This is a genomic window from Mycobacterium sp. 852013-50091_SCH5140682, from assembly GCF_001665685.1.
Taxonomy (GTDB): domain Bacteria; phylum Actinomycetota; class Actinomycetes; order Mycobacteriales; family Mycobacteriaceae; genus Mycobacterium.
In genome coordinates, this window is the sequence record NZ_LZTB01000106.1 from 57,096 (window position 1) to 82,868 (window position 25,773).

At 67.0% G+C, this 25,773-nt stretch carries 25 protein-coding genes and 2 tRNA genes; 18 read left to right on the forward strand and 9 right to left on the reverse strand.

Translation table 11 applies throughout. The features are described from left to right. The first annotated feature begins 14 nt into the window (after positions 1-14). Complete coding sequence (locus A5784_RS27975; protein WP_064948125.1) at positions 15-1,046, forward strand: ATP-dependent 6-phosphofructokinase; 1,032 nt, start codon at positions 15-17, stop codon at positions 1,044-1,046. A gap of 105 nt (positions 1,047-1,151) precedes the next feature. Here the strand turns inward: A5784_RS27975 and A5784_RS27980 are convergent, their stop codons facing one another. Continuing rightward, positions 1,152-1,844 carry an NAD(P)-dependent oxidoreductase gene (locus tag A5784_RS27980; RefSeq protein WP_064948126.1) on the reverse strand — a complete coding sequence of 231 codons (693 nt, stop codon included), beginning with the start codon at positions 1,842-1,844 and terminating at the stop codon, positions 1,152-1,154. A gap of 75 nt (positions 1,845-1,919) precedes the next feature. Here A5784_RS27980 and A5784_RS27985 point away from each other — a divergent pair, with 75 nt between their 5' ends. Both A5784_RS27985 and gatB read left to right on the forward strand, forming a co-directional pair. After that, positions 1,920-2,393: a MarR family winged helix-turn-helix transcriptional regulator gene (locus tag A5784_RS27985; protein ID WP_064948127.1), complete on the forward strand. Its 474-nt coding sequence runs from the start codon at positions 1,920-1,922 to the stop codon at positions 2,391-2,393. A 24-nt stretch (positions 2,394-2,417) separates the two neighbouring features. Beyond that, a complete protein-coding gene (gene gatB, locus A5784_RS27990) occupies positions 2,418-3,923 on the forward strand; it encodes an Asp-tRNA(Asn)/Glu-tRNA(Gln) amidotransferase subunit GatB (protein WP_064948128.1) in 1,506 nt (501 codons plus the stop codon). A 3-nt stretch (positions 3,924-3,926) separates the two neighbouring features. On the opposite strand, the gene A5784_RS27995 is transcribed toward gatB, so the two are convergent. Both A5784_RS27995 and A5784_RS28000 read right to left on the reverse strand, forming a co-directional pair. Next, complete coding sequence (locus A5784_RS27995) at positions 3,927-4,553, reverse strand: TetR/AcrR family transcriptional regulator (RefSeq protein WP_064948153.1); 627 nt, start codon at positions 4,551-4,553, stop codon at positions 3,927-3,929. A gap of 93 nt (positions 4,554-4,646) precedes the next feature. Further along, the gene (locus A5784_RS28000; protein WP_197514899.1) at positions 4,647-5,768 is read right to left on the reverse strand and encodes a PQQ-dependent sugar dehydrogenase; all 1,122 of its coding nucleotides are present in this window, start codon (positions 5,766-5,768) and stop codon (positions 4,647-4,649) included. A 146-nt stretch (positions 5,769-5,914) separates the two neighbouring features. Between A5784_RS28000 and A5784_RS28005 the strand changes: the two genes are divergently transcribed. Beyond that, on the forward strand, positions 5,915-6,766 hold the full coding sequence (locus tag A5784_RS28005) for a DoxX family protein (RefSeq protein WP_064948129.1): 852 nt from the start codon (positions 5,915-5,917) through the stop codon (positions 6,764-6,766). Between the two features lie 5 nt (positions 6,767-6,771). Here the strand turns inward: A5784_RS28005 and A5784_RS28010 are convergent, their stop codons facing one another. After that, positions 6,772-7,170 carry a PH domain-containing protein gene (locus tag A5784_RS28010; protein ID WP_064948130.1) on the reverse strand — a complete coding sequence of 133 codons (399 nt, stop codon included), beginning with the start codon at positions 7,168-7,170 and terminating at the stop codon, positions 6,772-6,774. Between the two features lie 296 nt (positions 7,171-7,466). Here A5784_RS28010 and A5784_RS28015 point away from each other — a divergent pair, with 296 nt between their 5' ends. From A5784_RS28015 to ilvC, 3 genes are read left to right on the forward strand one after another with little or no spacing between them, the layout of a single operon-like run. Continuing rightward, entirely contained in the window at positions 7,467-9,329 is a 1,863-nt protein-coding gene (locus A5784_RS28015; protein WP_064948131.1) for an acetolactate synthase large subunit, read from the forward strand. Further along, the gene (ilvN, locus tag A5784_RS28020) at positions 9,329-9,841 is read left to right on the forward strand and encodes an acetolactate synthase small subunit (RefSeq protein WP_064948132.1); all 513 of its coding nucleotides are present in this window, start codon (positions 9,329-9,331) and stop codon (positions 9,839-9,841) included. The genes A5784_RS28015 and ilvN overlap by 1 nt, the downstream gene beginning before the upstream one ends. A gap of 59 nt (positions 9,842-9,900) precedes the next feature. Further along, the gene (ilvC, locus tag A5784_RS28025) at positions 9,901-10,902 is read left to right on the forward strand and encodes a ketol-acid reductoisomerase (RefSeq protein ID WP_197514901.1); all 1,002 of its coding nucleotides are present in this window, start codon (positions 9,901-9,903) and stop codon (positions 10,900-10,902) included. A gap of 71 nt (positions 10,903-10,973) precedes the next feature. Here ilvC and A5784_RS28030 read toward each other — a convergent pair whose 3' ends face one another. Genes A5784_RS28030 through A5784_RS28040 form a run of 3 tightly spaced genes read right to left on the reverse strand, consistent with a single transcriptional unit; the run spans position 10,974 to position 13,384 of the window. Beyond that, a complete protein-coding gene (locus A5784_RS28030; RefSeq protein ID WP_064948134.1) occupies positions 10,974-11,315 on the reverse strand; it encodes a hypothetical protein in 342 nt (113 codons plus the stop codon). A 45-nt stretch (positions 11,316-11,360) separates the two neighbouring features. Then, positions 11,361-11,960: an NAD(P)H:quinone oxidoreductase gene (wrbA, locus tag A5784_RS28035; protein WP_064948135.1), complete on the reverse strand. Its 600-nt coding sequence runs from the start codon at positions 11,958-11,960 to the stop codon at positions 11,361-11,363. Continuing rightward, on the reverse strand, positions 11,957-13,384 hold the full coding sequence (locus tag A5784_RS28040) for a phytoene desaturase family protein (protein WP_064948136.1): 1,428 nt from the start codon (positions 13,382-13,384) through the stop codon (positions 11,957-11,959). Before A5784_RS28040 ends, wrbA begins: the two co-directional genes overlap by 4 nt. A gap of 59 nt (positions 13,385-13,443) precedes the next feature. Between A5784_RS28040 and serA the strand changes: the two genes are divergently transcribed. The 4 genes from serA (at position 13,444) to A5784_RS28060 (ending at position 17,396) form a co-directional block, all read left to right on the forward strand. Then, positions 13,444-15,030, forward strand: a complete 1,587-nt coding sequence (gene serA / locus A5784_RS28045) for a phosphoglycerate dehydrogenase (protein ID WP_064948137.1) — start codon at positions 13,444-13,446, stop codon at positions 15,028-15,030. Further along, entirely contained in the window at positions 15,027-16,037 is a 1,011-nt protein-coding gene (locus tag A5784_RS28050) for a 3-isopropylmalate dehydrogenase (protein ID WP_064948138.1), read from the forward strand. The genes serA and A5784_RS28050 overlap by 4 nt, the downstream gene beginning before the upstream one ends. Before the next feature lie 106 nt (positions 16,038-16,143). After that, positions 16,144-16,710: a hypothetical protein gene (locus A5784_RS28055; protein WP_064948139.1), complete on the forward strand. Its 567-nt coding sequence runs from the start codon at positions 16,144-16,146 to the stop codon at positions 16,708-16,710. A 125-nt stretch (positions 16,711-16,835) separates the two neighbouring features. Then, positions 16,836-17,396, forward strand: a complete 561-nt coding sequence (locus tag A5784_RS28060; protein WP_064948140.1) for a hemerythrin domain-containing protein — start codon at positions 16,836-16,838, stop codon at positions 17,394-17,396. A gap of 326 nt (positions 17,397-17,722) precedes the next feature. Here the strand turns inward: A5784_RS28060 and A5784_RS28070 are convergent, their stop codons facing one another. Continuing rightward, positions 17,723-18,682 carry a VWA domain-containing protein gene (locus tag A5784_RS28070; protein ID WP_064948142.1) on the reverse strand — a complete coding sequence of 320 codons (960 nt, stop codon included), beginning with the start codon at positions 18,680-18,682 and terminating at the stop codon, positions 17,723-17,725. 116 nt (positions 18,683-18,798) lie between these two features. Here A5784_RS28070 and A5784_RS28075 point away from each other — a divergent pair, with 116 nt between their 5' ends. Both A5784_RS28075 and A5784_RS28080 read left to right on the forward strand, forming a co-directional pair. After that, entirely contained in the window at positions 18,799-19,797 is a 999-nt protein-coding gene (locus tag A5784_RS28075; protein ID WP_064948143.1) for a VWA domain-containing protein, read from the forward strand. Positions 19,798-19,800: 3 nt separating this feature from the next. Next, positions 19,801-20,556 carry a lytic transglycosylase domain-containing protein gene (locus A5784_RS28080; protein ID WP_064948144.1) on the forward strand — a complete coding sequence of 252 codons (756 nt, stop codon included), beginning with the start codon at positions 19,801-19,803 and terminating at the stop codon, positions 20,554-20,556. A 13-nt stretch (positions 20,557-20,569) separates the two neighbouring features. On the opposite strand, the gene A5784_RS28085 is transcribed toward A5784_RS28080, so the two are convergent. After that, positions 20,570-21,772, reverse strand: a complete 1,203-nt coding sequence (locus tag A5784_RS28085) for an MFS transporter (protein WP_064948145.1) — start codon at positions 21,770-21,772, stop codon at positions 20,570-20,572. Between the two features lie 101 nt (positions 21,773-21,873). On the opposite strand from A5784_RS28085, the gene A5784_RS28090 reads away from it, so the two are divergent. The 5 genes from A5784_RS28090 to A5784_RS28110 all read left to right on the forward strand — a co-directional run bounded on the left by A5784_RS28090 (position 21,874) and on the right by A5784_RS28110 (position 25,670). Continuing rightward, the gene (locus A5784_RS28090) at positions 21,874-23,046 is read left to right on the forward strand and encodes an alpha/beta hydrolase family protein (protein WP_064948155.1); all 1,173 of its coding nucleotides are present in this window, start codon (positions 21,874-21,876) and stop codon (positions 23,044-23,046) included. Between the two features lie 37 nt (positions 23,047-23,083). Further along, a complete protein-coding gene (locus tag A5784_RS28095) occupies positions 23,084-23,860 on the forward strand; it encodes a fumarylacetoacetate hydrolase family protein (protein WP_064948146.1) in 777 nt (258 codons plus the stop codon). A gap of 37 nt (positions 23,861-23,897) precedes the next feature. Further along, a complete protein-coding gene (gene gltX, locus A5784_RS28100) occupies positions 23,898-25,349 on the forward strand; it encodes a glutamate--tRNA ligase (RefSeq protein ID WP_064948147.1) in 1,452 nt (483 codons plus the stop codon). A gap of 115 nt (positions 25,350-25,464) precedes the next feature. Beyond that, a tRNA-Gln gene (locus A5784_RS28105) sits at positions 25,465-25,539 on the forward strand. A 58-nt stretch (positions 25,540-25,597) separates the two neighbouring features. Next, positions 25,598-25,670 (forward strand) — tRNA-Glu (locus A5784_RS28110). Positions 25,671-25,773: the final 103 nt, after the last annotated feature.

Genomic DNA, 25,773 nt, shown 5'->3' on the forward strand with positions numbered 1-25,773 from the left:
GGAGCAACTGACTGATGCGGATCGGAGTCTTGACCGGCGGCGGTGACTGTCCTGGTCTCAACGCGGTCATCCGTGCGGTGGTGCGTACCTGCGATGTGCGGTATGGCTCGACGGTCGTCGGATTCCAGGACGGCTGGCGAGGTTTGCTCGAAGACCGCCGGGTGCAGCTCAGGAACGACGACCGCAACGATCGGTTGCTCGCCAAAGGTGGCACCATGCTCGGCACCGCGCGCGTGAATCCCGAGGAGCTGCGGGCCGGGCTACCCCGGATCAAGCAGACGTTGGAGGACAACGGCATCGATGTGCTGATCCCGATCGGTGGGGAAGGCACGCTGACCGCGGCGCACTGGCTGTCCGAGGAGAACGTGCCGGTGGTGGGCGTGCCCAAGACCATCGACAACGACATCGATTGCACTGACGTCACTTTCGGTCACGACACGGCGCTGCAGGTCGCCACCGAGGCCATCGACCGGCTGCACAGCACCGCCGAATCTCATCAGCGGGTGATGCTCGTCGAGGTGATGGGTCGCCACGCCGGGTGGATCGCACTGAACGCAGGCATGGCCTCCGGCGCGCACATGACGCTGATCCCCGAGCATCCGTTCGACGTCGAAGAGGTCTGCCGGTTGATCAAACAGCGCTTCCAGCGCGGTGATTCGCACTTCATCTGCGTCGTCGCCGAAGGCGCCAAGCCCGCCGAAGGGTCGATGCAGCTGCGCGACGGCGGTATCGACGAGTTCGGCCATGTCCGGTTCACCGGCGTCGCCCACCAACTCGGCGTCGAGATCGAGAAGCGGATCAAGAAGGAAGTGCGCACCACGGTGCTCGGTCACGTGCAGCGCGGCGGGACGCCGACGGCCTACGACCGGGTGCTGGCCACCCTGTTCGGGGTCAATGCCGCCGACGCCGCACATGCCGGCGAGTACGGGATGATGGTGTCGCTGCGGGGCGAGAACATCGAGCGGGTGGCCTTGGCCGACGCCACGCGCAGGCTCAAGCTGGTGTCGCAGCACCGATATGACGACGCGGCGGAGTTCTTCGGCTGAGACTTAGCCGGGCTGAGTTCCCCGCGCGAGCAGACGTGGCGGTACCCGAAACGCGGCGTGTCGCGGACTTTGATGTCTGTTCGCGGGGAGAACTTGCGGGACAACTCACGCGCTCTTGAAGGCCTCGCGGCGCAGCAGCTGCCACATGGACGGGTTGTCGACCGTCGTCGAAATGGTCACGGTCGCACCGGTTTTCGGTGACTCGGCCAGCTTCAGCAGATAGTCGGCCAGATCCGTGCGCGACGTGAACGCGCCCACCGGGTCACGTTGTCCGGCAAGGTATTCGGTGACGTCCGGTAGGTCGAACAGGCCGGAGGGCCGGACGATCGTCCAGTTCAGTCCGCTGTCGGTCACGATGTCTTCCATCCGGCGCATGTCGGCGTAGAGCGTCTTACCGAAGACGCTGCTGATCAGTGGCTGCACCACGCGCAAGGCGAAAGGCGTGTCGGTGCGGCCGGGATAGTCGGCGATCGCAGTCGAACTGACGACAGCGAGCCGATCCACGCCGGTCTTGTGCATCGCGCTGACGATGTTGGCCACGCCGACGGAATACGTGTCGACGGGTGCCATGGTGAACGTGACGCCCAGCGTGGACAACACGGCGTCGGTGCCCTCGACCGCGGCGGTGACGGCGGCGAGGTCGCGGACATCGGCCTGCGTCACGGTCAGGTCGGGATCGGTGATGGGGAACTGCTCGGGATGGCGGGTCACGGCGATCACGGCGTGACCGGCGTCGAGCGCCTGCCGGGTGAGGATGCGGCCGGTGGCGCCGTTGGCTCCGAAGATCGTGATGCGCATGCTTACCTCCAAATTTGATCACTAATAGTGATAGTCACGATAGATGACAATCATGACGAGTGCTAGTGTCCGGTCATGACGCAGGATCAGACCGGCATCGCCGCACTCGACGAGCGCATTCCCTTCCTGCTCTCGCAGCTCGGGGCGCACATCGCCGACGAGTTCAAGCGGCGGCTCGAATCGCTGGGCCTTCACCCGCGGGCCACCGCGATCCTGCTCGCTCTCGCCGAGGTCGACGGGCAGTCACAGCGTGAGCTGTCGGTACGCCTCGGATTGCACCGCAACGTGATGGTGGCCATGGTCGACGCGCTGGAGGAGCAGGGCCTGGTCGAGCGGCTACCGCATCCGACGGACCGCAGGGCGTTCGCCGTGTCGCTCACCAAGAGCGCCCGCGAGGTGCTGCCGGGCCTGGACCGTGTGGTGCGCGACCTGGAGGATCAGATCACCGCACCACTGTCGGAAGGGCAGCGGGCGGCCCTGCTCACCGCGCTGCAGCGCATGTCGGCGGCGGCCGGACTGACACCGGGAGTGCACCCGGGCCTGGCCTGAACCCGTCCAATTAGGATCGTGTCCATGTCTGTTGCCGCGGAACTTCTTGACTACGACGACGTGCTCGCCGCTTACGACCCCGTGATGGGAATGGAGGTGCACGTCGAGCTCTCCACGGCGACCAAGATGTTCTGCGGCTGCGCCAACCGGTTCGGAGCCGAGCCCAACACCCAGGTGTGCCCCGTGTGCCTCGGCCTGCCCGGCTCGCTGCCCGTCCTCAACGAGGCCGCGGTGGAGTCGGCGATCCGCATCGGGCTGGCGCTGAACTGCCAGATCGCGCCATGGGGCCGGTTCGCCCGCAAGAACTACTTCTATCCCGATCAACCCAAGAACTACCAGATCTCGCAGTACGACGAGCCCATCGCGGTCAACGGATACCTCGACGTCCCGCTCGACGACGGCACCACCTGGCGCGTCGAGATCGAACGCGCGCACATGGAAGAGGACACCGGCAAGCTGACCCACCTTGGCAGCGACACCGGCCGCATCGCCGGTGCCACCACGTCGCTGGCCGACTACAACCGCGCAGGCGTTCCGCTGATCGAGATCGTCACCAAACCCATCGAGGGCACCGGCGAGCGGGCGCCGGAGATCGCTCGCGCGTATGTCACCGCGCTGCGGGACCTGTTGCGCGCGTTGGATGTTTCCGACGTGCGGATGGACCAGGGGTCGATGCGCTGCGACTCCAACGTGTCACTCAAGCTCAAGGGCGCCGCGGAGTTCGGCACCCGGACCGAGACCAAGAACGTCAACTCGCTCAAGAGCGTCGAGGTCGCGGTGCGCTACGAGATGCGCAGACAGGCCGCCGTGCTGCAGGCGGGCGGCACCGTGACACAGGAGACCCGGCACTTCCACGAGGACGGGCACACCACCGCGGGCCGCAGCAAGGAGACCGCGCAGGATTACCGCTATTTCCCCGAGCCTGATCTGGAGCCGATCGCGCCCAGCGATGAGCTGGTGGACCGGCTGCGCACTACCATCCCCGAGCTTCCGTGGTTGGCGCGCAAGCGAATTCAGCAGGATTGGGGCATCTCCGACGAGGTGATGCGCGACCTGGTCAACGCAGGCGCCGTCGAACTGGTCGCCGCCACCGTCGAGCACGGCGCATCCAGCGAGGGTGCGCGCGCATGGTGGGGCAATTTCCTGGTGCAGAAAGCCAACGAAAGCGGCGTCGAACTCGACGCGCTGCCGATCACCCCCGCGCAGGTGGCGGCGGTGCTGAAGCTGGTCGACGACGGGAAGCTGTCCACCAAGCTGGCCCGCCAGGTGGTCGAGGGCGTGCTGGCAGGCGAGGGCGAGCCCGAACAGGTGATGAACGATCGGGGCCTGGCCCTGGTCCGCGACGATTCGCTGATCCAGGCGGCCGTCGACGAGGCGTTGGCGGCCAACCCCGATATCGCCGAGAAGATCCGCGGTGGCAAGGTGCAGGCCGCGGGTGCTGTCGTGGGCGCGGTGATGAAGGCCACCAAGGGTTCGGCCGACGCCGCCCGCGTGCGCGAACTGGTGTTGGCGGCCTGCGGCCAGGGATAGCGCTCAGCCCGCTCCGGCGAACATGGTCATCGCGACCATGGCGAACTGCTCCAGCCGTTCCCGCGGATACGGCGTCGCTTCGTTGATGGCGAGGCGGCCCAGCATCTCCGCGAACGACAGCATGGTGTGCCCGAGCAGCGCCGGATCGAGTTGTGCCAGGCGCGGATCCAGCGCCGTGCCTGCCTTCGCCAATTCCTGGGCGCGCATCACGACGTCGGAGCGCGCGGTGTGCAGCGCGTCGCGGTACTCGCGTGGCACGCTGTCGGGCGCGGTGAGGATGAGTCGCCATCGGGTCGGGTTCTCCAGCGCGCAGCGCACGAGCGCGGACACGGCGGCGGAGTAGGCGCCGCTGGGTTCGATGGCGGAGAGATCGGCCCGCATCGTCGCCCGCACCTGCTGCAGGCCGCGCTCGTGCTCGCGGGTCAGCAGCGCGGCGACCAGCTCGGCCCGGGTATGAAACGCCTTGTACAGCACCGGTTTACCGACACCGCCTGCCTCGGCGACGGCCTCCATGCTCAGCTCTTGCAGCGGGCAGTCGGCAAGCACCGTCATCGCCGCATCGAGCAGCTGTTGCTGGCGTTGCTCGCGTGGCAGCCGCGGCGCGTATCTACGGCGCTGGCGGTCGGGCATCCGGCTCATGCTACGGGACGCCGTGTGCGGGCGCGGTTCAGGCGGAGCTGCGGGCCGCGCCGGCCGCGGCGCGATATCGAAAAGCGTTGTGTATCAGGTCTTGTCGGCGTTGCTGCGGGGGAAGCCACCGCCCTGCGGGAACAGCGGGAACACCACGTCGTCGAGCTTCTCGGCGTCACCGGCCGTCCGGTTCACCGTCGCGCCCCACACGTTGCCGTCGGGTGAGAGTTGCAGTGCCCAGGCGTGGCCGCGGACGTTGTCGCGGAGCACCTCAGGTTCACCCGTGACCGCACCGGTGTCCTTGGCCAACCGCACGGCGACGGTCTTCTTGGTGTTGACCAAGTTGACCAGCACGGTGCTGTCGAGGGCTGCGCACCCGGCCACCCCTGGCTTGTCCGGCCAGGTCCACACCGTCGACACCTTGGAATCCTTGGTGATCCGCTGCAGGCGGTCGGCGGTCGGGCCGCGGTCGGTGACGTACAGAGAACCGTCGGTCGGATCCACGCACATGCTGCCGCCGGCACCCAAGCCGCTCAACGCGGTGGTGACCGGCGCCTGATTGACCGTGGTGGGCTGCTCGATCCGCAGCACCTTGCCCGCCAGCGAGGCCGGATCGGCTGCCATGGCCGGATTGCCCGCGTCACCGGTCTGCACCAGCAGCGTGGTCGGACTGGTGAAGATCAGCGAGCCGGTGTTGCCGGTCGCGCCTTTGGGGATGCCCGTCAGGATCGGCTTGGGCGGATCGGTGTTGGCGATGCGGATGACCCGGTTGTCGGTCGGCGTACTGATGTAGGCGTACATCAGCCGGTCCTGCGCGTAGGTGGGGGACAGGACGATGTCGAGCAGACCGCCGTCGCCGGAGGGATCGACGGGGATGACCACCTTGACCTTCGGTTCGGCCTTGGTGGATACCTCTTTGACAGCACCGGTGAGCCGTTCGGCGACGAGCGCCGACTGGCTGTCGGGGCCCATGATCAAACCGCTGGTGCTGTCCAGGCAGCCCTGCATCACCCCGGGTGCCGGGCATTCCTTGGGGAAAGGTTTTGCCGGCAGCGGCGGAGGAGGTGGCGGCGACGAGGACGGCGGCGGGCCCATTTGAGGTTCGGTGGTGAACGGCTCCGACTGGGCCGCGTTGAACCGAGCACACCCCGAGCCGGCCAACATCACGGCACACACAACGGCGGCCACCACCGATATCCGCCGACGCGATTCCATGTCGCCAGATTACGGATGGTCGCGCAGTGCTCGCCACGCCGGGCAACCGTGTCCTTTGCGGTAACAGCGTCTCAGGTGCCAATACCAGGCGGCAGCGCCGGGGTAAATACCCGGTTCGGGCTTGACTTGCACTTACCCTGGGCAGCGTGACCAGTCACTCGCAGGACCCACTCGCTTGGCAGAGACCAGATAGTTCGGGCACCGGCGACTCCGCCAGACCTGCCACGGCGAGCCTGGTCGACCCCGAAGACGATCTGCCGTCGGCCACGTACGGCGGCGATTTCGAAACCACCGCCATCCCGCGGTACGACTCCGCCAAGCCTGCTGACCAGTCAGGTTTCCCGCTGATGGGCGAGCCCGAGCCGCTGCCATACGTGCAGCCGGGCCTGCGTCAGCCGCTCGGTCCCTACGGCGCCGAACCCGCCGAGATCGAACGCGACCCCATGCTCGACGACCGCGTGAGAGCGGCGGGCCGACGCGGCACCCAGGACCTGGGGCTGCTCATCCTGCGCCTGGCCGTGGGCGGGCTACTGATCATCCACGGCCTGCAGAAGGCATTCGGCTGGTGGGGTGGCCCCGGCCTCGACGGGTTCAAGACCTGGCTGCAGCACGCAGGTTTCCAGCACGCCGACATCGTGACCTACGTTGCGACCGGCGGCGAGCTGGCCATCGGTGTGCTGCTGGTCCTCGGCCTCTTCACCCCGGTCGCGGCGGCCGGCGCACTGGCCTATCTGATCAACGGCGTGCTGGTCGATGCGATGGCCGCGCACGAGGACGCCCGACTGTCCAGTTTCATGACCGACGGCCACGAATATCGGCTGATTCCTGTCGCCGTCGCCGCCGCGATCGTGCTGACCGGTCCAGGTCGGTACGGTTTCGACGCCGGGCGGGGCTGGGCGCGCCGCCCGTTCGTCGGGTCGTTCGTCGCGCTGCTGGTGGGCATCGGCGTCGGAATCGGACTGTGGGCCCTGCTCAACGGCGGAAATCCGCTGCGCTGACGGCGCTACGCGTACGGGTTCGGGACGCGTCCGCCGCTGACCTCGGTGAGCAGCGGAAGCATCGCAAACGTGACCGCAGGTAGGCGCAGTTCTGATCCGTCACGCAAGTGGGCGACGGCCCACGACGACCGGTCGAAACGTAATCCGTCGATCTCCGGCCACGCCACCGTGCGGCTGCCGAGCAGCGAGCGCGCGGTCACGCCGTCATGATCAGCGATGGTCCGGTAGCGGATGATGGCGTAGGACAACCCGATCGGCAGGATCAACAGGGGCGTGCCCCAGGTGGGATTGGTGAGCACCAACGTCAGCAGGCCGAGTGCAAAGAACCCGACCGCGATGTGCGCCATCGGCGACATTCGGATGACGACCGGTTTGGTTGCAGAACGGGAGCTCACGACATCCATCCTTGCACTGCGCGCGGTCGGGTCCGGCCCGGTGTCCCGAGCGGTCGGCGCAGGCCGGCCGCAATTTGACCTTCGACCTGTGCGCCAGCTACCGTCAATGGTTATGCAGACCCCCGGATTGCTCGTAGTAATTGGTTGGCGCGTTGATGCCGCGCTGGCCCTCTGCCGGGCATAGCCAACAGCATCGACGCGCCACCCTCGTACAGCAGCCTGCTGACGGGGGTTTTTTGTTGCTTCCAGCGCGTCTGACCATCATTGAAAACCGAGATTTCCGAAGAGAACGTGAAGAGGAAACCGTGAGCGCACCGACAACGCGACCGCCCGAACAGTCGGCCGACCCGGCCAACGGCACGTCGACCGCCGCCCAGTCCACGCAGACCCAGTCGAAAAGGGTTGCGCCGCTTCAGATGACAGGCGCTCAGGCGGTCATCCGTTCGCTGGAGGAGATCGGCGTCGACGTCATCTTCGGCATCCCCGGCGGAGCGGTGCTGCCCGTCTACGATCCGCTCTTCGACTCGCAGAAGCTGCGCCACGTGTTGGTGCGCCACGAGCAGGGCGCAGGCCACGCCGCGAGTGGATACGCCCACGCCACCGGCAAGGTCGGCGTGATGATGGCCACCTCGGGCCCGGGGGCGACCAACCTGGTGACGCCGTTGGCCGATGCTCAGATGGATTCGATTCCGGTGGTGGCGATCACCGGTCAGGTCGGACGCAGCCTGATCGGTACCGACGCCTTCCAGGAAGCCGACATCTCCGGCATCACGATGCCGATCACCAAGCACAACTTCCTGGTTCGCAACGGCGACGACATCCCCAAGGTCATCGCCGAGGCCTTCCACATCGCAGCGAGCGGACGGCCGGGTGCGGTTCTCGTCGACATCCCCAAGGACATCCTGCAGGGGCAGTGCACGTTCAGCTGGCCGCCGCGCATCGACCTGCCCGGCTACAAGCCGAACACCAAGCCGCACAACCGCCAGATCCGGGAGGCCGCCAAGCTGATCTCGGAGGCCAGCAAGCCGGTGCTCTATGTCGGTGGCGGCGTGATCCGCGGCGACGCGTGTGAACAGTTGCTGGAACTGGCCGAATTGACCGGGATCCCGGTGGTCACCACGCTGATGGCCCGCGGCGCTTTCCCCGACAGCCACCCTCAGCACATGGGGATGCCGGGTATGCACGGCACGGTGTCGGCGGTGGCGGCGTTGCAGCGCAGTGACCTGCTGATCGCGCTGGGCACCCGCTTCGACGACCGGGTGACGGGGCAGCTGTCCTCGTTCGCGCCGGACGCCAAGGTGATCCACGCCGACATCGACCCGGCTGAGATCGGCAAGAACCGGCACGCCGACGTCCCGATCGTGGGCGACGTCAAGGCCGTCATCACCGATCTGACCGAGGCGTTGCGCAAGATCGGCACCAGTGCGGCGACGCTGAAGCTGGACGGCTGGTGGGAGTACCTGAGCGGCGTCAAGAGCACCTACCCGCTGAGCTACGGCCCGCAGAGTGACGGCAGCCTGAGCCCCGAGTACGTGATCGAGACCCTGGGCAAGCTCGCCGGGCCCGACGCCGTCTATGTCGCCGGGGTGGGCCAGCACCAGATGTGGGCCGCACAGTTCGTGAAGTACGAGAACCCGCGCACCTGGCTGAACTCGGGTGGTCTGGGCACCATGGGCTTCGCGGTTCCGGCGGCCATGGGCGCGAAGTTCGCCAGGCCCGAAGCCGAGGTGTGGGCCATCGACGGCGACGGTTGCTTCCAGATGACCAACCAGGAGTTGGCCACCTGCGCGCTCGAGGGTGCGCCCATCAAGGTCGCGCTGATCAACAACGGCAACCTGGGCATGGTGCGGCAGTGGCAGACGCTGTTCTACGACGAGCGCTACAGCCAGACCAACCTGGCCACCCACTCGCACCGGATTCCGGACTTCGTCAAGCTGGCCGAGGCCCTGGGTTGCGTCGGATTGCGTTGTGAGCGTGCCGAAGACGTCGAAGACGTGATCCGGCAGGCTCAGGCCATCAACGACCGCCCGGTGGTGATCGACTTCATCGTCGGCGCCGATGCGCAGGTGTGGCCGATGGTCGCCGCAGGCACCAGCAACGACGAGATCATGGCGGCGCGGGACATCCGGCCGTTGTTTGATGACGAAGGCAACGAGGGACACGCCTGATGACCAACGCAACTCCCACCCACACCTTGTCGGTGCTCGTCGAGGACAAGCCGGGCGTGCTCGCGCGCGTGGCGTCGTTGTTCTCGCGGCGCGGCTACAACATCCAGTCGCTGGCCGTCGGTGCGACGGAGCAGAAGGACATGTCCCGGATGACCATCGTGGTCAGCGTCGAGGACTCGCCGCTGGAGCAGATCACCAAGCAGCTCAACAAGCTGATCAACGTGATCAAGATCGTCGAGCAGGACGAGGACAATTCGGTGGCCCGCGAGCTGGCGCTGATCAAGGTGCGGGCCGATGCGAGCACCCGCAGCCAGGTGATCGAAGCGGTCAACCTGTTCCGTGCCAAGGTCGTCGACGTGTCGACGGAGTCGCTGACCGTCGAGGCCACCGGCACGCAGGAGAAATTGGAAGCCCTATTGCGCGTCCTGGAGCCGTACGGTATCCGGGAGCTTGCGCAGTCCGGCGTGGTGTCGGTGTCACGCGGTCCGCGCGGCATCGGGACGGCGAAGTAGCGTCACTAACAAGCTGTAGAGCTAGGAAAGAGAAGGAAAACTCACGCATGGCAATCGAACTGTTCTACGACGACGACGCGGATCTGTCGATCATCCAGGGCCGCAAGGTCGGTGTGATCGGCTACGGCAGCCAGGGCCACGCCCATTCGCTGTCGCTGCGCGACTCGGGGGTGCAGGTCAAGGTCGGTCTGAAGGAGGGCTCGAAGTCCCGCGTCAAGGTCGAGGAGCAGGGCCTGGAGGTCGACACCCCGGCTGAGGTGGCCAAGTGGGCCGACGTGATCATGGTGCTCGCGCCCGACACCGCGCAGGCCGAGATCTTCAAGAACGACATCGAGCCCAACCTCGAAGACGGCAACGCGCTGTTCTTCGGCCACGGCCTGAACATCCACTTCGGCCTGATCAAGCCCCCGGCCAACGTCACCGTCGGCATGGTCGCCCCCAAGGGCCCCGGCCACCTGGTGCGTCGCCAGTTCGTCGACGGCAAGGGCGTGCCCTGCCTGATCGCCATCGACCAGGACCCCAAGGGTGAGGGCCAGGCGCTGGCGCTGTCGTACGCCGCCGCGATCGGCGGGGCGCGCGCCGGCGTCATCAAGACCACCTTCAAGGAAGAGACCGAGACCGACCTGTTCGGTGAGCAGGCCGTCCTCTGTGGTGGCACCGAAGAACTGGTCAAGGCTGGCTTCGAGGTCATGGTCGAGGCGGGCTACGCCCCCGAGATGGCCTACTTCGAGGTGCTGCACGAGCTCAAGCTCATCGTCGACCTCATGTACGAGGGCGGCATCGCCCGCATGAACTACTCGGTGTCCGACACCGCCGAATTCGGTGGCTACCTGTCGGGCCCGCGGGTCATCGACGCCGACACCAAGGAGCGGATGCGCGCCATCCTCAAGGACATCCAGGACGGCACCTTCGTCAAGCGCCTCGTCGCCAACGTCGAGAACGGCAACAAGGAGCTCGAGGGTCTGCGTAAGGCCAACGCCGAGCACCCGATCGAGGTCACCGGCAAGAAGCTGCGCGACCTGATGAGCTGGGTCGACCGGCCGATCACCGAAACGGCCTAGTACACACGCCGACTGGCCAGTTATTGCACGCGAAGTTCGAAAAAGCGTGCAATAACTGGCCTTTCGCGTTTCTAGATGATCCGGTAACCGATGCCTGCCAGGGTGCGCTCGACGTTTCTGCCGTCGGCGCTGCCGGGCAACTTCTCGTCCCTGTCGATTTGTAGGGCCTCGCCCGTCACCCCGTACAGGTCCGTCGACACCGGGTCGTCGGGTTCGGCAGGTTCGATGCGACCGTCCGGGTAGATGTACTGCGCCCGCATGGCCCATGTGGTCTGCTCCGCGGCGATCACGTGATAGCCGCACAGTGGCGGGCTCACCCGATACAGCTCGAGATCACCGACCCCGATGATCTTCATGACCGGGTCGGTATGCGGAACGGACCCGACCAAGCGCGCAACTCCCCAAGTGCTCACGGCTCAACCGTAAGGCCGGCCAATGGCGCGCAAGCGCAGCAGTTTTCAGCCGCCGAGCCGGTCGGCGACGCGCACCACGCGACGTGCCAGGTGATCGAGCGCGTTGTAGGTCGTCTCGTCGAACTCCTCGATGTTGTCGTGGTTGGCCAGCAGGCTCGCGCCGTACGGGTTGCCATCGGCGAATTTGAGTGGCTCGGTGTAGCCCGGCGGCACGATGATGCCGCCCCAGTGCATGAGCGTGACGTACAGGGTCAGCAGCGTGGTCTCTTGCCCGCCGTGGGCGGTGTTGGTCGACGTGAACCCCGCGTAGACCTTGTCGGCGAGCTGGCCCTGTGACCACAGGCCGCCGAGTGAGTCGAGGAAGGCGCGCAATTGCGAAGCGACAGAACCGAACCGGGTGGGGGAGCCGAAGATCACCGCGTCGGCCCACACGATGTCGTCGCCGGTAGCCGTCGGAAGATCTTTGGTGGCTTGGTAATTCGCGGTCCAGGCCGGGTTATGAGCGAAGGATTGCGGGTCGGCGGTCTCGGCGACGGGACGCACCCGAACCTCGGCGCCTGCGGATTCGGCAGCGGTCGCGACGCGGCGTGCCATGGACGAGCCGTGCCCGGTGGCGGAGTAGTAGATGACGGCGACTTTGGTCATGGCGCCAGCGTAGGCATGGTCGTGATGCCGAACTCGCGTTTCAGTGCGGTGCGGGCGGCGTAGTAACCGGACATGCCGTGCACGCCGCCGTTGGGCGGAGCGGCCGCCGAACACAGATACGCCCCAGGCGCCGGCGTTGCCCACGGATTCAGTCGCAGCGTCGGCCCGGCGAGGGCACGCCATGCGCTGTTGCCGCCGCCGGTGATGTCGCCTGCGACGAGGCTGGCGTTGTGCTCGGCCATCCGGGATGCGGGCACACCGCGGGTGGCCACGACGATGTCGCGGAATCCAGGTGCGAAGCGTTCCATGATCTCGATGACGGTCTCGGTTTGGTCGACCGGTGAATCGCGGGGCACGTGGACGTAACTCCAGAACGGCCGACGTCCTTGTGCGTCAACCCTTTTCGGGTCGGCGACGTGTGGCGACGCGGCCAGCACCATGGGCCAGTCGGCGTGCCGGCCCTCGGCGACCTCGCGCTCCGCGCGGGCCATCTGCGCGCGGGTGCCGCCCAAGTGGAAGGTCACCGAGCGCGCCAGTCGCGCGTCGCGCCAGGGAATCTCGTCGGCCAGCACGAAATCGACTTTGGCGACGCCGGGATTGGGGCGCAGTCTGCGCAGCGCCGCGGCGTACCGTGAGGGCAGCCGGTCACCGTAGATGCTCAGCAGCGCTTTGGCCGGGGTGTCGTAGAGCACCACGCCGCGCGGCGGTTCGGTGACCGGTTGGCCGAGCACCAATTCGCCGCCGTGGTTCAGCAAGTCGGCGATCAACGCGTCGGCGATGGCTTGGCTGCCGCCGGTCGGCACCGGCCACCCCACCGAGTGGGCCAGCACCGCCAGCATCATGCCCAGCCCTGACGACGTCATCGACGGCATCTGCGAAATCGTGTGTGCGGCTACGCCGGTGAACAATGCGCGGGCATCTTCCCCACGCAGCAGCCCCCACGCGGGGCCGCCCTGCGTCAGCATGCGCAGGGCAAGCCTGGCCGAGGTGACGGGATCCGGTGGCACCGAGCGCTTGTCGCCCAGCACGAACGCGGTAGCCGCTGCGCTGCGCGGCACCATCGGACCCAGCAGCCACCGCCACGATGCGCCGTCGGCCAGTTCGGCGCAGGTGCGATCGAGGTCGCGGTAGGCCAGCGCCGCAGGCCGGCCGGGCAGCGGGTTGGCGTAGGAGATCTCCGGCACGTTCAGCTCGATGCGGTCGGCCAGCCCGAACTCGGCGAAGAACGGCGACGCGTAGGCCAGCGGGTGCACGGCCGAGCACACGTCGTGCGCCACGCCCGGGTACTCGGGGTCAGCCGCGGTGCGCGTGCCGCCACCCGCGGTGGGCTGGCCTTCGATGACCCGCACCGACAGGCCGGCGCGCGCGCACACCACGGCTGCGGCCAGGCCGTTGGGGCCGCTCCCTACGACGGTGACGTCCACGCCACCAGTACACCGCACGCGGTGCAGGCGTGGTAAGGCCCACACACTAGGCTGTCCGCGTGAGTCTCCCCGTTGTACTGATCGCCGACAAGCTCGCCGAATCAACCGTCGCCGCCCTCGGCGACCAAGTAGAGGTCCGGTGGGTCGACGGACCGGACCGCGAGAAGCTCCTGGCCGCGGTGCCCGAGGCGGATGCCCTGCTGGTGCGTTCGGCCACCACCGTTGACGCCGAAGTGCTCGCCGCCGCCCCGAAACTCAAGATCGTCGCCCGCGCCGGTGTCGGTCTGGACAACGTCGACGTCGACGCCGCCACCGCCCGTGGCGTGCTGGTCGTCAACGCCCCGACCTCCAATATTCACAGCGCCGCCGAGCACGCCCTGGCCCTGCTGCTGTCCGCGGCCCGCCAGATCCCGGCCGCGGACGCGACCCTGCGCGACCACACCTGGAAGCGCTCGTCGTTCTCCGGCACCGAGATCTTCGGTAAGACCGTCGGCGTGGTGGGCCTTGGTCGCATCGGACAGCTCGTCGCCCAGCGGCTCGCCGCATTCGGTGCGCACATCGTCGCCTACGACCCCTACGTGTCTCAGGCCCGCGCGGCCCAGCTCGGGATCGAATTGCTGCCCCTCGACGAGCTGCTCGGCCGTGCCGACTTCATCTCGGTGCACCTGCCCAAGACCAAGGAAACCGCAGGCCTCATCGGCAAGGAAAACCTGGCCAAGACCAAGCCGGGCGTGATCATCGTCAACGCTGCGCGCGGTGGCCTGATCGATGAGCAGGCGCTCGCCGACGCGATCACCAGCGGTCATGTCCGGGCCGCCGGCCTCGACGTGTTCGCCACCGAACCGTGCACCGACAGCCCGCTGTTCGAACTGCCGCAGGTCGTCGTCACCCCGCACCTCGGTGCCTCCACCGAGGAGGCCCAGGACCGGGCCGGTACCGATGTCGCGGCCAGTGTGAAGCTCGCCCTGGCCGGGGAGTTCGTGCCGGACGCGGTCAACGTCGGCGGTGGCGCCGTCGGCGAAGAGGTGGCGCCGTGGCTCGACCTCGTCCGCAAGCTGGGTCTGCTGGTCGGTGTCCTGTCCGACGCGCCGCCGGTGTCGCTGGCCGTGCAGGTCCGCGGTGAGCTGGCGTCGGAAGACGTTGAGATCCTGAAGCTTTCGGCGCTGCGCGGGCTGTTCTCCGCGGTGGTCGACGAGCAGGTGACGTTCGTCAACGCCCCGGCACTCGCCGCGGATCGTGGCGTGGCGTCCGAGATCAGCACCGCCACCGAAAGCCCCAACCACCGCAGCGTCGTCGACGTCCGTGCGGTTCACGCCGACGGCTCGTCGCTCAATGTCGCGGGCACGCTGTCCGGCCCGCAGCTGGTGGAGAAGATCGTCCAGATCAACGGTCGCAACTTCGATCTGCGCGCCGAGGGGTACAACCTGATCGTGAACTACAGCGATCAGCCGGGAGCCCTCGGCAAGATCGGCACTCTGCTCGGCGGCGCGAACGTCAACATCGTTGCCGCCCAGCTGAGCCAGGACACCAGCGGCGATCACGCCACGGTGATGCTGCGCCTGGACACCGATGTCCCCGAGGATGTGCGCGCCGCGATCGCCTCGGCGGTCGGCGCCAGCACGCTGGAAGTGGTTGATCTGTCGTGAGACTAGCGATCATCGCCGGCGACGGTATCGGTCCCGAGGTCATCGCCGAAGCCGTCAAGGTGCTCGACGCGGTGCTGCCCGGTGTCGAGAAGACCGAATACGACCTGGGCGCCCGGCGTTACCACGCGACCGGCGAACTGCTCACCGAGGCCACCATCGAGGAGCTGCGCGGCTACGACGCCATCCTGCTCGGCGCCATCGGCGACCCGTCGGTGCCCAGCGGCGTGCTGGAACGCGGACTGCTGCTCAAACTGCGTTTCGCGCTGGACCATCACGTCAACCTGCGCCCGGGACGGCTCTATCCCGGTGTCAGCAGCCCACTTTCGGGTGTGTCGGGCATCGACTTCGTCGTGGTCCGCGAGGGCACCGAAGGCCCTTACACCGGTAACGGCGGGGCGCTGCGCGTCGGTACGCCGCATGAGGTGGCCACCGAGGTCAGCGTCAACACGGCATACGGTGTCGAGCGCGTGGTGCGCGACGCCTTCACGCGCGCCCAGTCCCGGCGCAAGCATCTGACCTTGGTGCACAAGACCAATGTGCTGGCGTTCGCCGGCGGCCTGTGGTCGCGCGTGGTGGCCGAGGTCGGTGAGGAATTCCCCGACGTCGAGGTTGCCTACCAGCACATCGATGCGGCCACCATCCACATGGTCACCGACCCGGGCCGGTTCGACGTCATCGTCACCGACAACCTGTTCGGCGACATCATCACCGACCTCGCGGCCGCGGTGTGCGGTGGCATCGGGTTGGCGGCCAGCGGCAATATCGATGCGACGCGGACCAATCCGTCCATGTTCGAGCCCGTGCACGGCAGTGCGCCCGACATCGCGGGGCAGGGCATCGCCGACCCGACGGCCGCGGTGATGAGTGTCGCGCTGCTGTTGGCCCATGTCGGTGAAACCGATGCGGCGGCACGGGTGGACAAAGCGGTATCCGAACATCTGGCCACGCGCGGGGACAAGAAACTGTCCACCAGCGAGGTCGGCGAGCGGATCCTGTCGCTGCTCTGAGTACCGTCTCGTGTTGACTCTGCGTTCTCGGCGTTCCTCTCTTGGGCTTTCGCGTCGTGGATGCAGAGTCAATGCCGTGCTAGTCGACTGCGCAGCGTAATCCGCGATGTTCGCGACACTGCAGCGGCAATGCTGGTTGTTCGCGATCGGATCATCGTTTTTCGCCGTCGCCACCGTGCCCGGCTTCCCCTTGTTGGCCGGGGCGGGGGCGACGAACGTGCTGTGCTTCATCGGCTCGTGGTTCTTCACCACCGCGGGCTGGATGCAGTACGCCCTGGCACCGCGGGGCATCCCGTGGTGGTCGGCGGCCATCCAGTTCGCCGGAACCATCTTGTTCAACGTGAGCACCGGTGCCGCCGTGTGGGCCCATGCCGTGCTCGCCGAGCGCCGCTATGTGTGGGCTCCCGACGCCACCGGCTCCTTGGCATTCCTGATCAGCGGCGCGCTGGCTGTGCTGGCGGTCGGCCTGTGGTCACCGCATTCGATTGACTGGCGGGCCGCCTGGATCAACATGATGGGCTGTGTGGCGTTCGGAGTGTCGGCGCTGGCGGCCTTCGTCCGCAAGACCGGCGTCACCATCGACGAGCGGGTGGCCAACCTCGGCACGTTCATCGGCGCGGTGTGTTTTTTCGCCGCTGCCCTGCTGATTCTCCCGCGCCGGTCATCGAGGTGACCGAACGGCCAAAATCAGCCGTGCCCACAGCATTTCACCGCTAGCCGGGCTAATTGAATCTGGCAGGCGGCAGGCTTAGCCTCAGAGTTGCCTGTAGTCCGGGCGGCCCTGGCTGAGGAGTCGATATGACGACGTCAGATACGCACGATCTCGTCGACATGATCATCACCGACCACCGTGAGGTGGATGAGGTCTTCAAAGAAATCGAGAGCAGCGCCACACGAGAGAAAAGGCGTGAACTCGTCGAGCACGTCATCGCTGAGCTCGTGCGCCATTCGGTGGGCGAGGAGGAGTACCTCTATCCCATCGCGCGCCGGGTGCTGCCCACGGGCGACGAGGTCGCCAATCGGAAGCTCAAAGAGCACACCGACGCCGAGTGGGTCATGAAGAGGCTCGAAGGGTCCCACATCGACGACGCCCAGTTCGGTGAGTTGATCACCAAGCTGATCGCCGACGTTCGGCGCCACTTCGAGGATGAAGAACGAGATGTGCTGCCCGCGTTGCGCGAAGCGTGCAGTGAGGCAGACCTGCGGCACCTCGGGGAGAAGTTCGAGCACAGCAGGCGGCTGGCACCGACTCGGCCGCATCCGTCGGCGCCAAACCGCGCACCGCTCAACAAGATTCTCGCGCCGGGCGAGGGGTTGATCGACCGATTGCGCGATGCGATGACTCACCGCAAGACGTAGCCGGGGGAGTCGTTACCAGGTCAGGAGAGTGAAGCCGACGGGTGCGCCGTCACCGTCGTTGGGCGGCTGGGCATCTGCGTCATCCGCTCGTAACGCCTGCTCTGACGGCGCGTCGGCACCGCCGGCAACGAGTCGCAGGTGACCGCGCGCGTGCTTCGTGCCTCGGCTGCCGGCTCGATCCGCGGAACCTTCGACACGGTTGTGTGGCATGGCGATCTCCCTCGATTGTGTTTGCAGATCACCTTCGCGCGTTTGGCCGTGGCAGGCTTGAGTAGCCGACTACTCGTCTTTGTACTCGTATCCGGGCTCGAATCGGAAAAGCGTGCCTACACCGGCAGTCGGCGGTTGATCAGCAGAGCGCACACCGCGGCCAGGAACGCGGCAAGGGCGCCGGCGCGCAGCCACCAACCTCGATCGGGGCCGTTGATGGTCTGGTAGCCGATCTGCTGTTGGATCGATTGGTAGTTGTGGCTCAACTCGTCGACGCTGGTGGCGTTGTAGGACTGTCCGCCGGACAGGTTGGCGATGCGTTTGAGCATGTTGTCGTCGACAGGTACCGGGATGTGTTCGTCCTTCAGTTCGACCACACCGTCTTTGGTGCCGAAGGCGATCGTGGACACCGGCACTCCTTGGTCTTTCGCGGCGCGCGCGGCGGTGTAGGCGCCGCGCGGGTTGTCCTGATTCGCCGGCTTGTTTGCCGCGCCGTCGGATTCGAGCACGATCCTGGCAGGCGGGGCGTCGGTGTTGTCGGAGGTGAGCACCGCGGCTACTGACGAGATCGATTGCAGCGCTGTGAATATCGCTTCACCGGTGGCCGTGGAATCGTCGAGGCTCAGATGGTCGAGAGCCGCCACTGTGGCCTTGTGATCGGGGGTCGGGGACACCAGCAGCGCGGCATTGCCCGCGAACGCCACCAGACCCAGATTGACCCCGGGGGTGAGTTGGTTCGCGAACTGTTTGGCGGCGGTCTGCGCTGCGGCAAGCCGCGTGGGCGCCACATCGGTTGCCCCCATCGATCGGGACTCGTCGATCACCAGCATGATCACCGCGCGGTTGCGTGCGACGTGGATCTCGCGGGTCGGCCCCGCCAGCGCAACGGTCAGCAGCACCGTGGCGCACAGCGCGAGGGCCACCGGCAGGTGCCGAGTCCACCGACGCGGCGCGGTGGCGCCGGTGAAGCTGTGGAAGCGGCGCTTCCTGGCGATCTGTATGACGACGTAGAGCACCAGCAGTGCGACGGGCACCAGCAGCAGTGCCAGTGCGCCCGGTACGGCAAATGTCGTCATATCACCATCCAGTCTGCGCGGTAGGGCAAGTCGAGTCACGGGCTGCACTCCTACCTCAGTTATATACTCAAGCAAATGTTTGATCGTGGTGGCGGCATCGGGAGGTCGGAATCCTCATGCTGAATGAGCTGAGTCTTTCCGGGTTCGCCCACCCGTGGTACTTCCTGGGCCTGCTGGCCGTCGTGCTGCTGGTCGCCATCTACCTGTGGATACAGCGGGCCCGGCGTAAGCGCGTACTGCGTTTCGCGAACATGGCGGTGCTGGATCAGGTCGCTCCCGCACGCAAGCCCAGCCGCTGGCGGCATGTGCCCGCCGCGCTGCTGGTCGCCGCGCTCGCCCTCATGACCACCGCCATGGCCGGGCCCACCGATGACGTCCGGGTCCCGCGAAATCGGGCCGTGGTGATGCTGGTGATCGACGTGTCGGAATCGATGGCGGCCACCGATGTGGCGCCGAGCCGCATCGAGGCGGCCCGTACGGCGGCGACGCACTTCGCCGACCAGTTGACGTCGGGCATCAATCTCGGCCTCGTCAAGTTCTCGTCGAGCGCGGTCATGCTGGTGGCCCCGACCGCCGACCACGATGCCGTCAAGCGCGCGATCGGCACGCTGCAGCCCGAGCCACGCACCGCAACGGGGGAAGGCATCTTCACCGCGCTGCAGGCCATTGCGACGGCGGGGGCGGTCATGGGCGGCGGCGACGGTCCACCACCGGCGCGGATCGTGCTGGAGTCCGACGGCAAGGAGACGGTTCCGTCCGATCCGGACGAGCCGAGGGGCGCTTTCACGGCGGCCCGCGCCGCGAAAGCCCAAAATGTGCCGATATCCACGATTTCGTTCGGCACTCCTTACGGCAGCGTCGATCTCGACGGCCAGCAGATTCCGGTTCCCACCGACGACAACAGCCTGCGTCAGATCGCCGACATTTCCGGCGGCCAGGCGTATCAGGCAAGCAGCCTCGACGAACTCGATTCTGTCTACTCGGCATTGGAGCAGCAGGTCGGTTATCAAACTGTGCGCGGGGATGCCAGCGCGAGCTGGATCGCGCTGGCGCTGTTGGCGTTGACGGCGGCGGTTGCCGTGGGCATCCTCGTCAACCGCCGACTACCGTTGTAGGACATGGTGTTGAGGCGTCGGACTCTCCGCGCACCGGACAACCCACGTAGGCGTTGGCTGCAGCCGGCGGCAGTCATCGCCACCACGGCCATCGTGATGGCTTCGAGCTGCAGCGGCCATTTCGGTTCACCGATTCCCGAGGGGATCCCGCCGCCGCCCGGCGATCACGTGCCCGATATCGACATATCGGCCAGGGGCCGGCCCGCCGACCAACTCGCGGCGTGGGCCGCATCGCGAGCTGCCGCGCTCGAGTTACCCGTCGCCGCGTTGGAGGCGTACGCGTATGCGGCCAAGGTGGCCGAGATCGTCAATCCGGGATGTCACATCGGCTGGACCACGTTGGCCGGAATCGGCACTGTGGAAAGCCGCAACGGCACCTACCGGGGCGCCCGCATCGCGCCCAACGGCGACGTGGTCCCGCCGATCCGCGGCGTGAAGCTCGATGGCACCAACGGCAATCTGCGCATTGTCGACTCCGAGGCAGGCAGTCCCGAATACGCGCAGGCGATGGGGCCGATGCAGTTCATCCCGGAAACCTGGCGGCTCTACGGCGTCGACGCGCACAACGACGGGGTGGTCAACGTCGACAACATCGACGACGCTGCCCTGGCCGCCGCGGGCTACCTGTGTTATCGCGGACACGATCTGGGCACCCCGATCGGCTGGATGGATGCGCTTCTGGCGTACAACAACTCGGGGCTGTACCTGCGCACGGTCAGGGATTGGGCCACGGCCTACGCGGCCGGGCACTCACTCTGAGCGCCGAACCCGGTCAGTCCGAGGCGGTTTGGCAGAGCGGTTCGGCCCGAACCGGAACCAGCGGCACGGCCAGTGCGGGCAATACCGCGCATACCGCGAAGGCCGCCGGGTAGCCGGCCAGGCCGATCAGGCCGCCGAAGATCGGCGAGGTGAGCCCGGAAGCCAGGAGTTGACTGGTGTTCTGGGCTCCCAGCGCGCGCCCGCTCCAGAACGGCCCGGCGATTTCGGCGATACCGGTGAAGGCCAAACCGTTGTCGGACACCGTGATCACCGAGGCGATCACCATCAGGGTGACGCTGATCGGTGAGCCCAACCAGTCGGTCAGTGCCAGCACGGCCATGGTGACCGACGCCGCCACCGCAATCGTGCGGATGGGACGCAGCCTGTCGCCGACGACGTCCGACCAACGGCCCGCGGCGATGCGGCCGCCGGCACCCAGCAGCTGCGCCACGGTGACGATGGCGCCTGCCGAGGCGGGTGACCATCCCCGGTCGGCGATCAACCAGGTCAGCGCGAATGTCCACAGCAGCGCCTGCGGAATCACCAGCAGCACCGACGTCGCATGGATGCGCCACAGCAGTGCCGAACCGCGATAGGGGTTGGCCAGATGCTCGGCCGGAGCTTCGGCTCGCGGCGGGCGCGGCGGGTCGATGACACCGACCGCGCTGACCACGGCGGCCACCGCGCAGACGATCGCGGGGAACAGCAGGGCCGGCCCGGTACCGTAGGCCTGGGCCAACCGCGGAATCACCAACGCGCCCAAGCCGACTCCCAGCGGAGTCGCGGTCTGTCGGATGCCCATCACCAGGCCGCGCTGTTCAGGCGGGAACCATCCGACCACCAACCGCCCGCTGGCCGAATTGCTGCTGGCGGCGGCCATCCCGCCGAAAAACAACAGAATTCCGGTGGCCACAAGCGAATTCACCGAGGCGGCGCCGAACGCGGCCGCCGCGGTCAGTGCCGACCCCAGGGCCAGTACCAGCCGCTCTCCGGCACGGTCCACCACGTAGCCCCAGGCGATGAGCGTGGTCACCATGCCGAAACTGGGCATCGCCGCCAGTAGGCCGGCCTGGGCCAGGTCGAGGTGTCGTTCGGTGTGCAGGGTGGGTATGAGGAATGCGGCACCGTTGATGAACACGTTGGCGCACGTTGTCGACGACAGCGCGATCACCAACATGGACCAGCGGCGCGCGGTTCCGATCGTTGTGCGTGCCACCTGGCCATGGTCGCACCATGGTCTCAAAATATCGAACTGATATCCCAATATTTGGGAAGGATGTATGAAAGCCATAGCCTGACATGGTGAAACTGCGGTTGATGGCCGGCGCGGCCGTGATCTGTGCCCTGTTCTTCGGATCAGCTCCGATGGCGCTGGCGGCCGACGTGCCGGACTGGTCGGGACTGGACGCCCGTGACCATGCGGGTCCGATCCCGGCGCCGGGGACGCTGATCGCGACGGTGCCGCTCGATCCGGCCTTGTCGGTGTCCGGTGCCGCGCGTGCCTACCGAATTCTGTATTCAACGGTCAATCAGCATGATTCAGCGGCGGTCAGCACCGCGGCGGTGTTTCTGCCGCATGGTGAGGCACCGGCAGGAGGCTGGCCGACGGTCGCCTGGGCGCACGGCACCGTCGGTCTCGGTGACGGCTGCACACCGTCGGCGCACCCGCGCAGCCAACGCGACGACGAGTACCTGACCCATTGGCTCGACGAGGGTTACGCCGTGGTGGGCTCGGACTACGCTGGGCTGGGAACGCCGGGCCTGATGAGCTATCTCAACAGCGTGGCCACCGCGCACAGTGTCGTCGACTCGGTGATCGCCATGCACCACATGGATCTACCGCTGTCGCCCAGGTGGGCGCTCATCGGCCAGTCGCAAGGCGGCGCGGCCGCCGTCGACAGCGCCCGGTGGGCCACCGAATTCAGCCGCGGCACCGGGCTGGACTACCGCGGTGTGGTGGCGACCGGCACACCGGCCAACGTCCAGAAGATCGTCGAGCAGGCCGGCCCCGAGATGGCTCTGCCACCGAATCTGGGGCCCGCAGCCAACAGTTACACCGCCTACATCCTCGCGGGGCTGCGCGACGCGCGGCCGGACCTCGATGTCAACAGTGTGCTGACCCCGGCCGGGCTGGACGCGGTGGCCAAATCCGAGACGCTGTGCAAGTCCGACCTGGACCGGGCGCTGGCGGGAATGACCCCGACGGGGTTCTTCCGTGCCCCGCTGGCGACCCTGCCCGGGATCGCCGATGCGCTCGACGCCTATATGGGAACGCCGACGAGCGGCTACGACCGGCCCATCTTCCTGGGGGTGGGACTGCTGGACCGCGATGTGCCGCCGAAACTCTCGATCGACTTCAACGAGCAGCTGCTCGCCAACGGGCAGGACGTCACCCTCAAGATCTATCCCGAGGAGGATCACTCGGGCACCGTGCTGGCGTCCATGCGCGATTCCACCGGCTTCCTGCGGTCGTTGTTCGACGGGAGCTGACGGCGGTCGGCCCGCGGGCCGTCACTACGCTGGCCGCATGCGTCTAGGTCGAATCGCCAGTCCCGCCGGGGTCGCCTTCGTGAGCATCGAGGGCGACGAGGCAGACGCCGTCTGCAAAGAGATCGCCGAGCATCCGTTCGGTACGCCCAACTTCACCGGACGGAGTTGGCCGCTGGCCGACGTCCGGCTGCTGGCGCCCATCCTGGCCAGCAAGGTGATCTGCATGGGCAAGAACTATGCGGCGCACGCCGAGGAGATGGGCGGGGTGGCGCCGGAGGATCCGGTGATCTTCCTCAAGCCCAACACGGCGATCGTCGGGCCTGGTGTGCCGATTCAACTGCCGGCCGACGCCTTCCCGGTTCATCACGAGGGCGAACTCGCCGTCGTCATCGGACGGCCGTGCAAAGACGTGCCCGCCGCGCGGGCCGCCGAGAACATCCTGGGCTACACGATTGCCAACGACGTGTCCGCGCGCGATCAGCAGCAGAAGGACGGGCAGTGGATGCGGGCCAAGGGCCACGACACCTTCTGCCCGGTGGGTCCGTGGATCGACACCTCGATCGACCCATCGGATCTTGAGATTCGTACAGAGGTGAACGGTGAAGTCCGGCAGCGCAGCCGCACCTCGCTGATGATCCATGACGTCGGCGCCATCGTCGAATGGGCCTCGGCGGTCATGACGCTGCTGCCGGGCGATCTCATCCTCACCGGCACCCCCGAGGGCGTCGGCCCCATCGAGGACGGCGACACCGTCAGCATCACCGTCGAGGGCATCGGCACCCTCACCAATCCTGTTGTGCGCAAGAAGAAGTAGCGGTAAAGCAGATGCCGCGGACGCGAGGAGCGAAATAATGACCGTCAGGGTTCGGTTCTGTCCGTCACCCACCGGGACCCCGCACGTGGGGCTGGTCCGTACCGCGTTGTTCAACTGGGCGTACGCGCGACACACCGGCGGCACGTTCGTGTTCCGCATCGAGGACACCGACGCCGCACGGGACAGCCAGGAAAGCTACGACGCGATCCTCGACGCGCTGCGGTGGCTCGGGCTGGACTGGGACGAGGGCCCCGAGGTCGGCGGTCCGCACGAGCCTTACCGCCAGTCGCAGCGCAGCGAGATCTACCGCGACGTGATCGCGCGACTGCTCGCGGCCGGCGAGGTGTACGAGGCATACTCGACGCCCGAGGAGGTCGAGGCCCGGCACATCGCCGCGGGCCGAAACCCCAAGCTGGGCTACGACAACTACGACCGCGACCTCACCGACGAGCAACGCGCCGCTTTCGCCGCGGAAGGCCGCAGGCCGGTGTTGCGACTGCGGATGCCCGACGAGGACCTGTCGTGGAACGATCTGGTGCGCGGCCCGACGACATTCCCGGCCGGTTCGGTTCCGGACTTCGCCATCACGCGCGCCAGCGGAGATCCGTTGTACACCTTGGTCAATCCGGTCGACGACGCGCTGATGAAGATCACGCACGTGCTGCGCGGCGAGGACATCATGCCCTCGACACCGCGTCAGATCGCGCTCTACCGCGCGCTGATGCGCATCGGTGTCGCCGAGCGGGTTCCCGAATTCGCGCACCTGCCAAGCGTGCTCGGGGAGGGGAACAAGAAGCTGTCCAAGCGCGACCCGCAGTCGAACCTGTTTTTGCACCGCGACCGCGGGTTCATCCCCGAGGGGCTGCTGAACTATCTGGCCCTGCTGGGGTGGGGTATCGCCGACGACCACGACGTGTTCAGCCTGCAGGAGATGGTGGCCGCGTTCGACGTCGCCAACGTGAACTCCAACCCGGCCCGATTCGACCAGAAGAAGGCCGACGCCATCAACGCCGAACACATCCGGTTGTTGGCCCCTGAGGAGTTCACTGCGCGACTGCGCGAGTACTTCGTGACACACGGCCACGACACGGGTCTGGACGACGCGTCGTTCGCCGAGGTCGCCGCGTTGGTCCAAACCCGCATCGTGGTGCTCGGGGACGCGTGGGGGCTGCTGAAGTTCTTCAACGACGCCGACTACGAGCTCGACGAGAAGTCCGCGGCCAAGGAACTCAAACCCGAGGCGGCGCCCGTGCTCGATGCCGCGCTGGGTGCCCTGGAGGCGGCCGAGGAGTGGACGACGGCGTCGATCGAGGCTGCACTCAAGGGCGCGCTGATCGACGGTCTTGAGCTCAAACCGCGGAAGGCCTTCGGCCCGATCCGCGTCGCCGTCACAGGTGCGTCTGTCAGCCCGCCGCTGTTCGAGTCGATGGAACTGCTCGGGCGGGACCGCAGTTTGGCGCGTCTGCGTGCCGCTCGGGAAGGGGTGTGAAAAGTGGGTCGAAATCTTTGGTAGTCTGCTCGTCGGCCCGGAAAGCACAAGCGGGGGACACCCCCGCCGAGTGATCTAGGCCAAATGCCCGTGACCTGCGGTGATGGGCAGCCAATGGGGTATGGTGTAATTGGCAACACAGCTGATTCTGGTTCAGCCATTCTAGGTTCGAGTCCTGGTACCCCAGCCATCCGGAGCGATTAGGTCAGCGTGATCACCTGAGCTAAGCTGTGCATCCGGAAGTTCTAGCCCCCGTCGTCTAGCGGCCTAGGACGCCGCCCTCTCACGGCGGTAGCGTGGGTTCGAATCCCATCGGGGGTACAGAAGCAGAGGCGCCCGGTCCACACGGACCGGGCGCCTTTTGCTTGCGCGGACAATCAGCCCCGCCAGGCGGTGTAGTGGCGAACGTCACTCTCGCGCGAAT

Excerpts from the sequence above, each read along its gene's own strand:
- A5784_RS27975 (WP_064948125.1), top strand. The coding sequence starts at position 15 with ATGCGGATCGGAGTCTTGACCGGCGGCGGTGACTGTCCTGGTCTCAAC.
- A5784_RS27980 (WP_064948126.1), bottom strand. The coding sequence starts at position 1,844 with ATGCGCATCACGATCTTCGGAGCCAACGGCGCCACCGGCCGCATCCTC.
- A5784_RS27985 (WP_064948127.1), top strand. The coding sequence starts at position 1,920 with ATGACGCAGGATCAGACCGGCATCGCCGCACTCGACGAGCGCATTCCC.
- gatB (WP_064948128.1), top strand. The coding sequence starts at position 2,418 with ATGTCTGTTGCCGCGGAACTTCTTGACTACGACGACGTGCTCGCCGCT.
- A5784_RS27995 (WP_064948153.1), bottom strand. The coding sequence starts at position 4,553 with ATGCCCGACCGCCAGCGCCGTAGATACGCGCCGCGGCTGCCACGCGAG.
- A5784_RS28000 (WP_197514899.1), bottom strand. The coding sequence starts at position 5,768 with ATGGAATCGCGTCGGCGGATATCGGTGGTGGCCGCCGTTGTGTGTGCC.
- A5784_RS28010 (WP_064948130.1), bottom strand. The coding sequence starts at position 7,170 with ATGGATGTCGTGAGCTCCCGTTCTGCAACCAAACCGGTCGTCATCCGA.
- ilvN (WP_064948132.1), top strand. The coding sequence starts at position 9,329 with ATGACCAACGCAACTCCCACCCACACCTTGTCGGTGCTCGTCGAGGAC.
- wrbA (WP_064948135.1), bottom strand. The coding sequence starts at position 11,960 with ATGACCAAAGTCGCCGTCATCTACTACTCCGCCACCGGGCACGGCTCG.
- A5784_RS28055 (WP_064948139.1), top strand. The coding sequence starts at position 16,144 with ATGTTCGCGACACTGCAGCGGCAATGCTGGTTGTTCGCGATCGGATCA.
- A5784_RS28060 (WP_064948140.1), top strand. The coding sequence starts at position 16,836 with ATGACGACGTCAGATACGCACGATCTCGTCGACATGATCATCACCGAC.
- A5784_RS28070 (WP_064948142.1), bottom strand. The coding sequence starts at position 18,682 with ATGACGACATTTGCCGTACCGGGCGCACTGGCACTGCTGCTGGTGCCC.
- A5784_RS28075 (WP_064948143.1), top strand. The coding sequence starts at position 18,799 with ATGCTGAATGAGCTGAGTCTTTCCGGGTTCGCCCACCCGTGGTACTTC.
- A5784_RS28080 (WP_064948144.1), top strand. The coding sequence starts at position 19,801 with ATGGTGTTGAGGCGTCGGACTCTCCGCGCACCGGACAACCCACGTAGG.
- A5784_RS28090 (WP_064948155.1), top strand. The coding sequence starts at position 21,874 with ATGGCCGGCGCGGCCGTGATCTGTGCCCTGTTCTTCGGATCAGCTCCG.
- A5784_RS28095 (WP_064948146.1), top strand. The coding sequence starts at position 23,084 with ATGCGTCTAGGTCGAATCGCCAGTCCCGCCGGGGTCGCCTTCGTGAGC.
- gltX (WP_064948147.1), top strand. The coding sequence starts at position 23,898 with ATGACCGTCAGGGTTCGGTTCTGTCCGTCACCCACCGGGACCCCGCAC.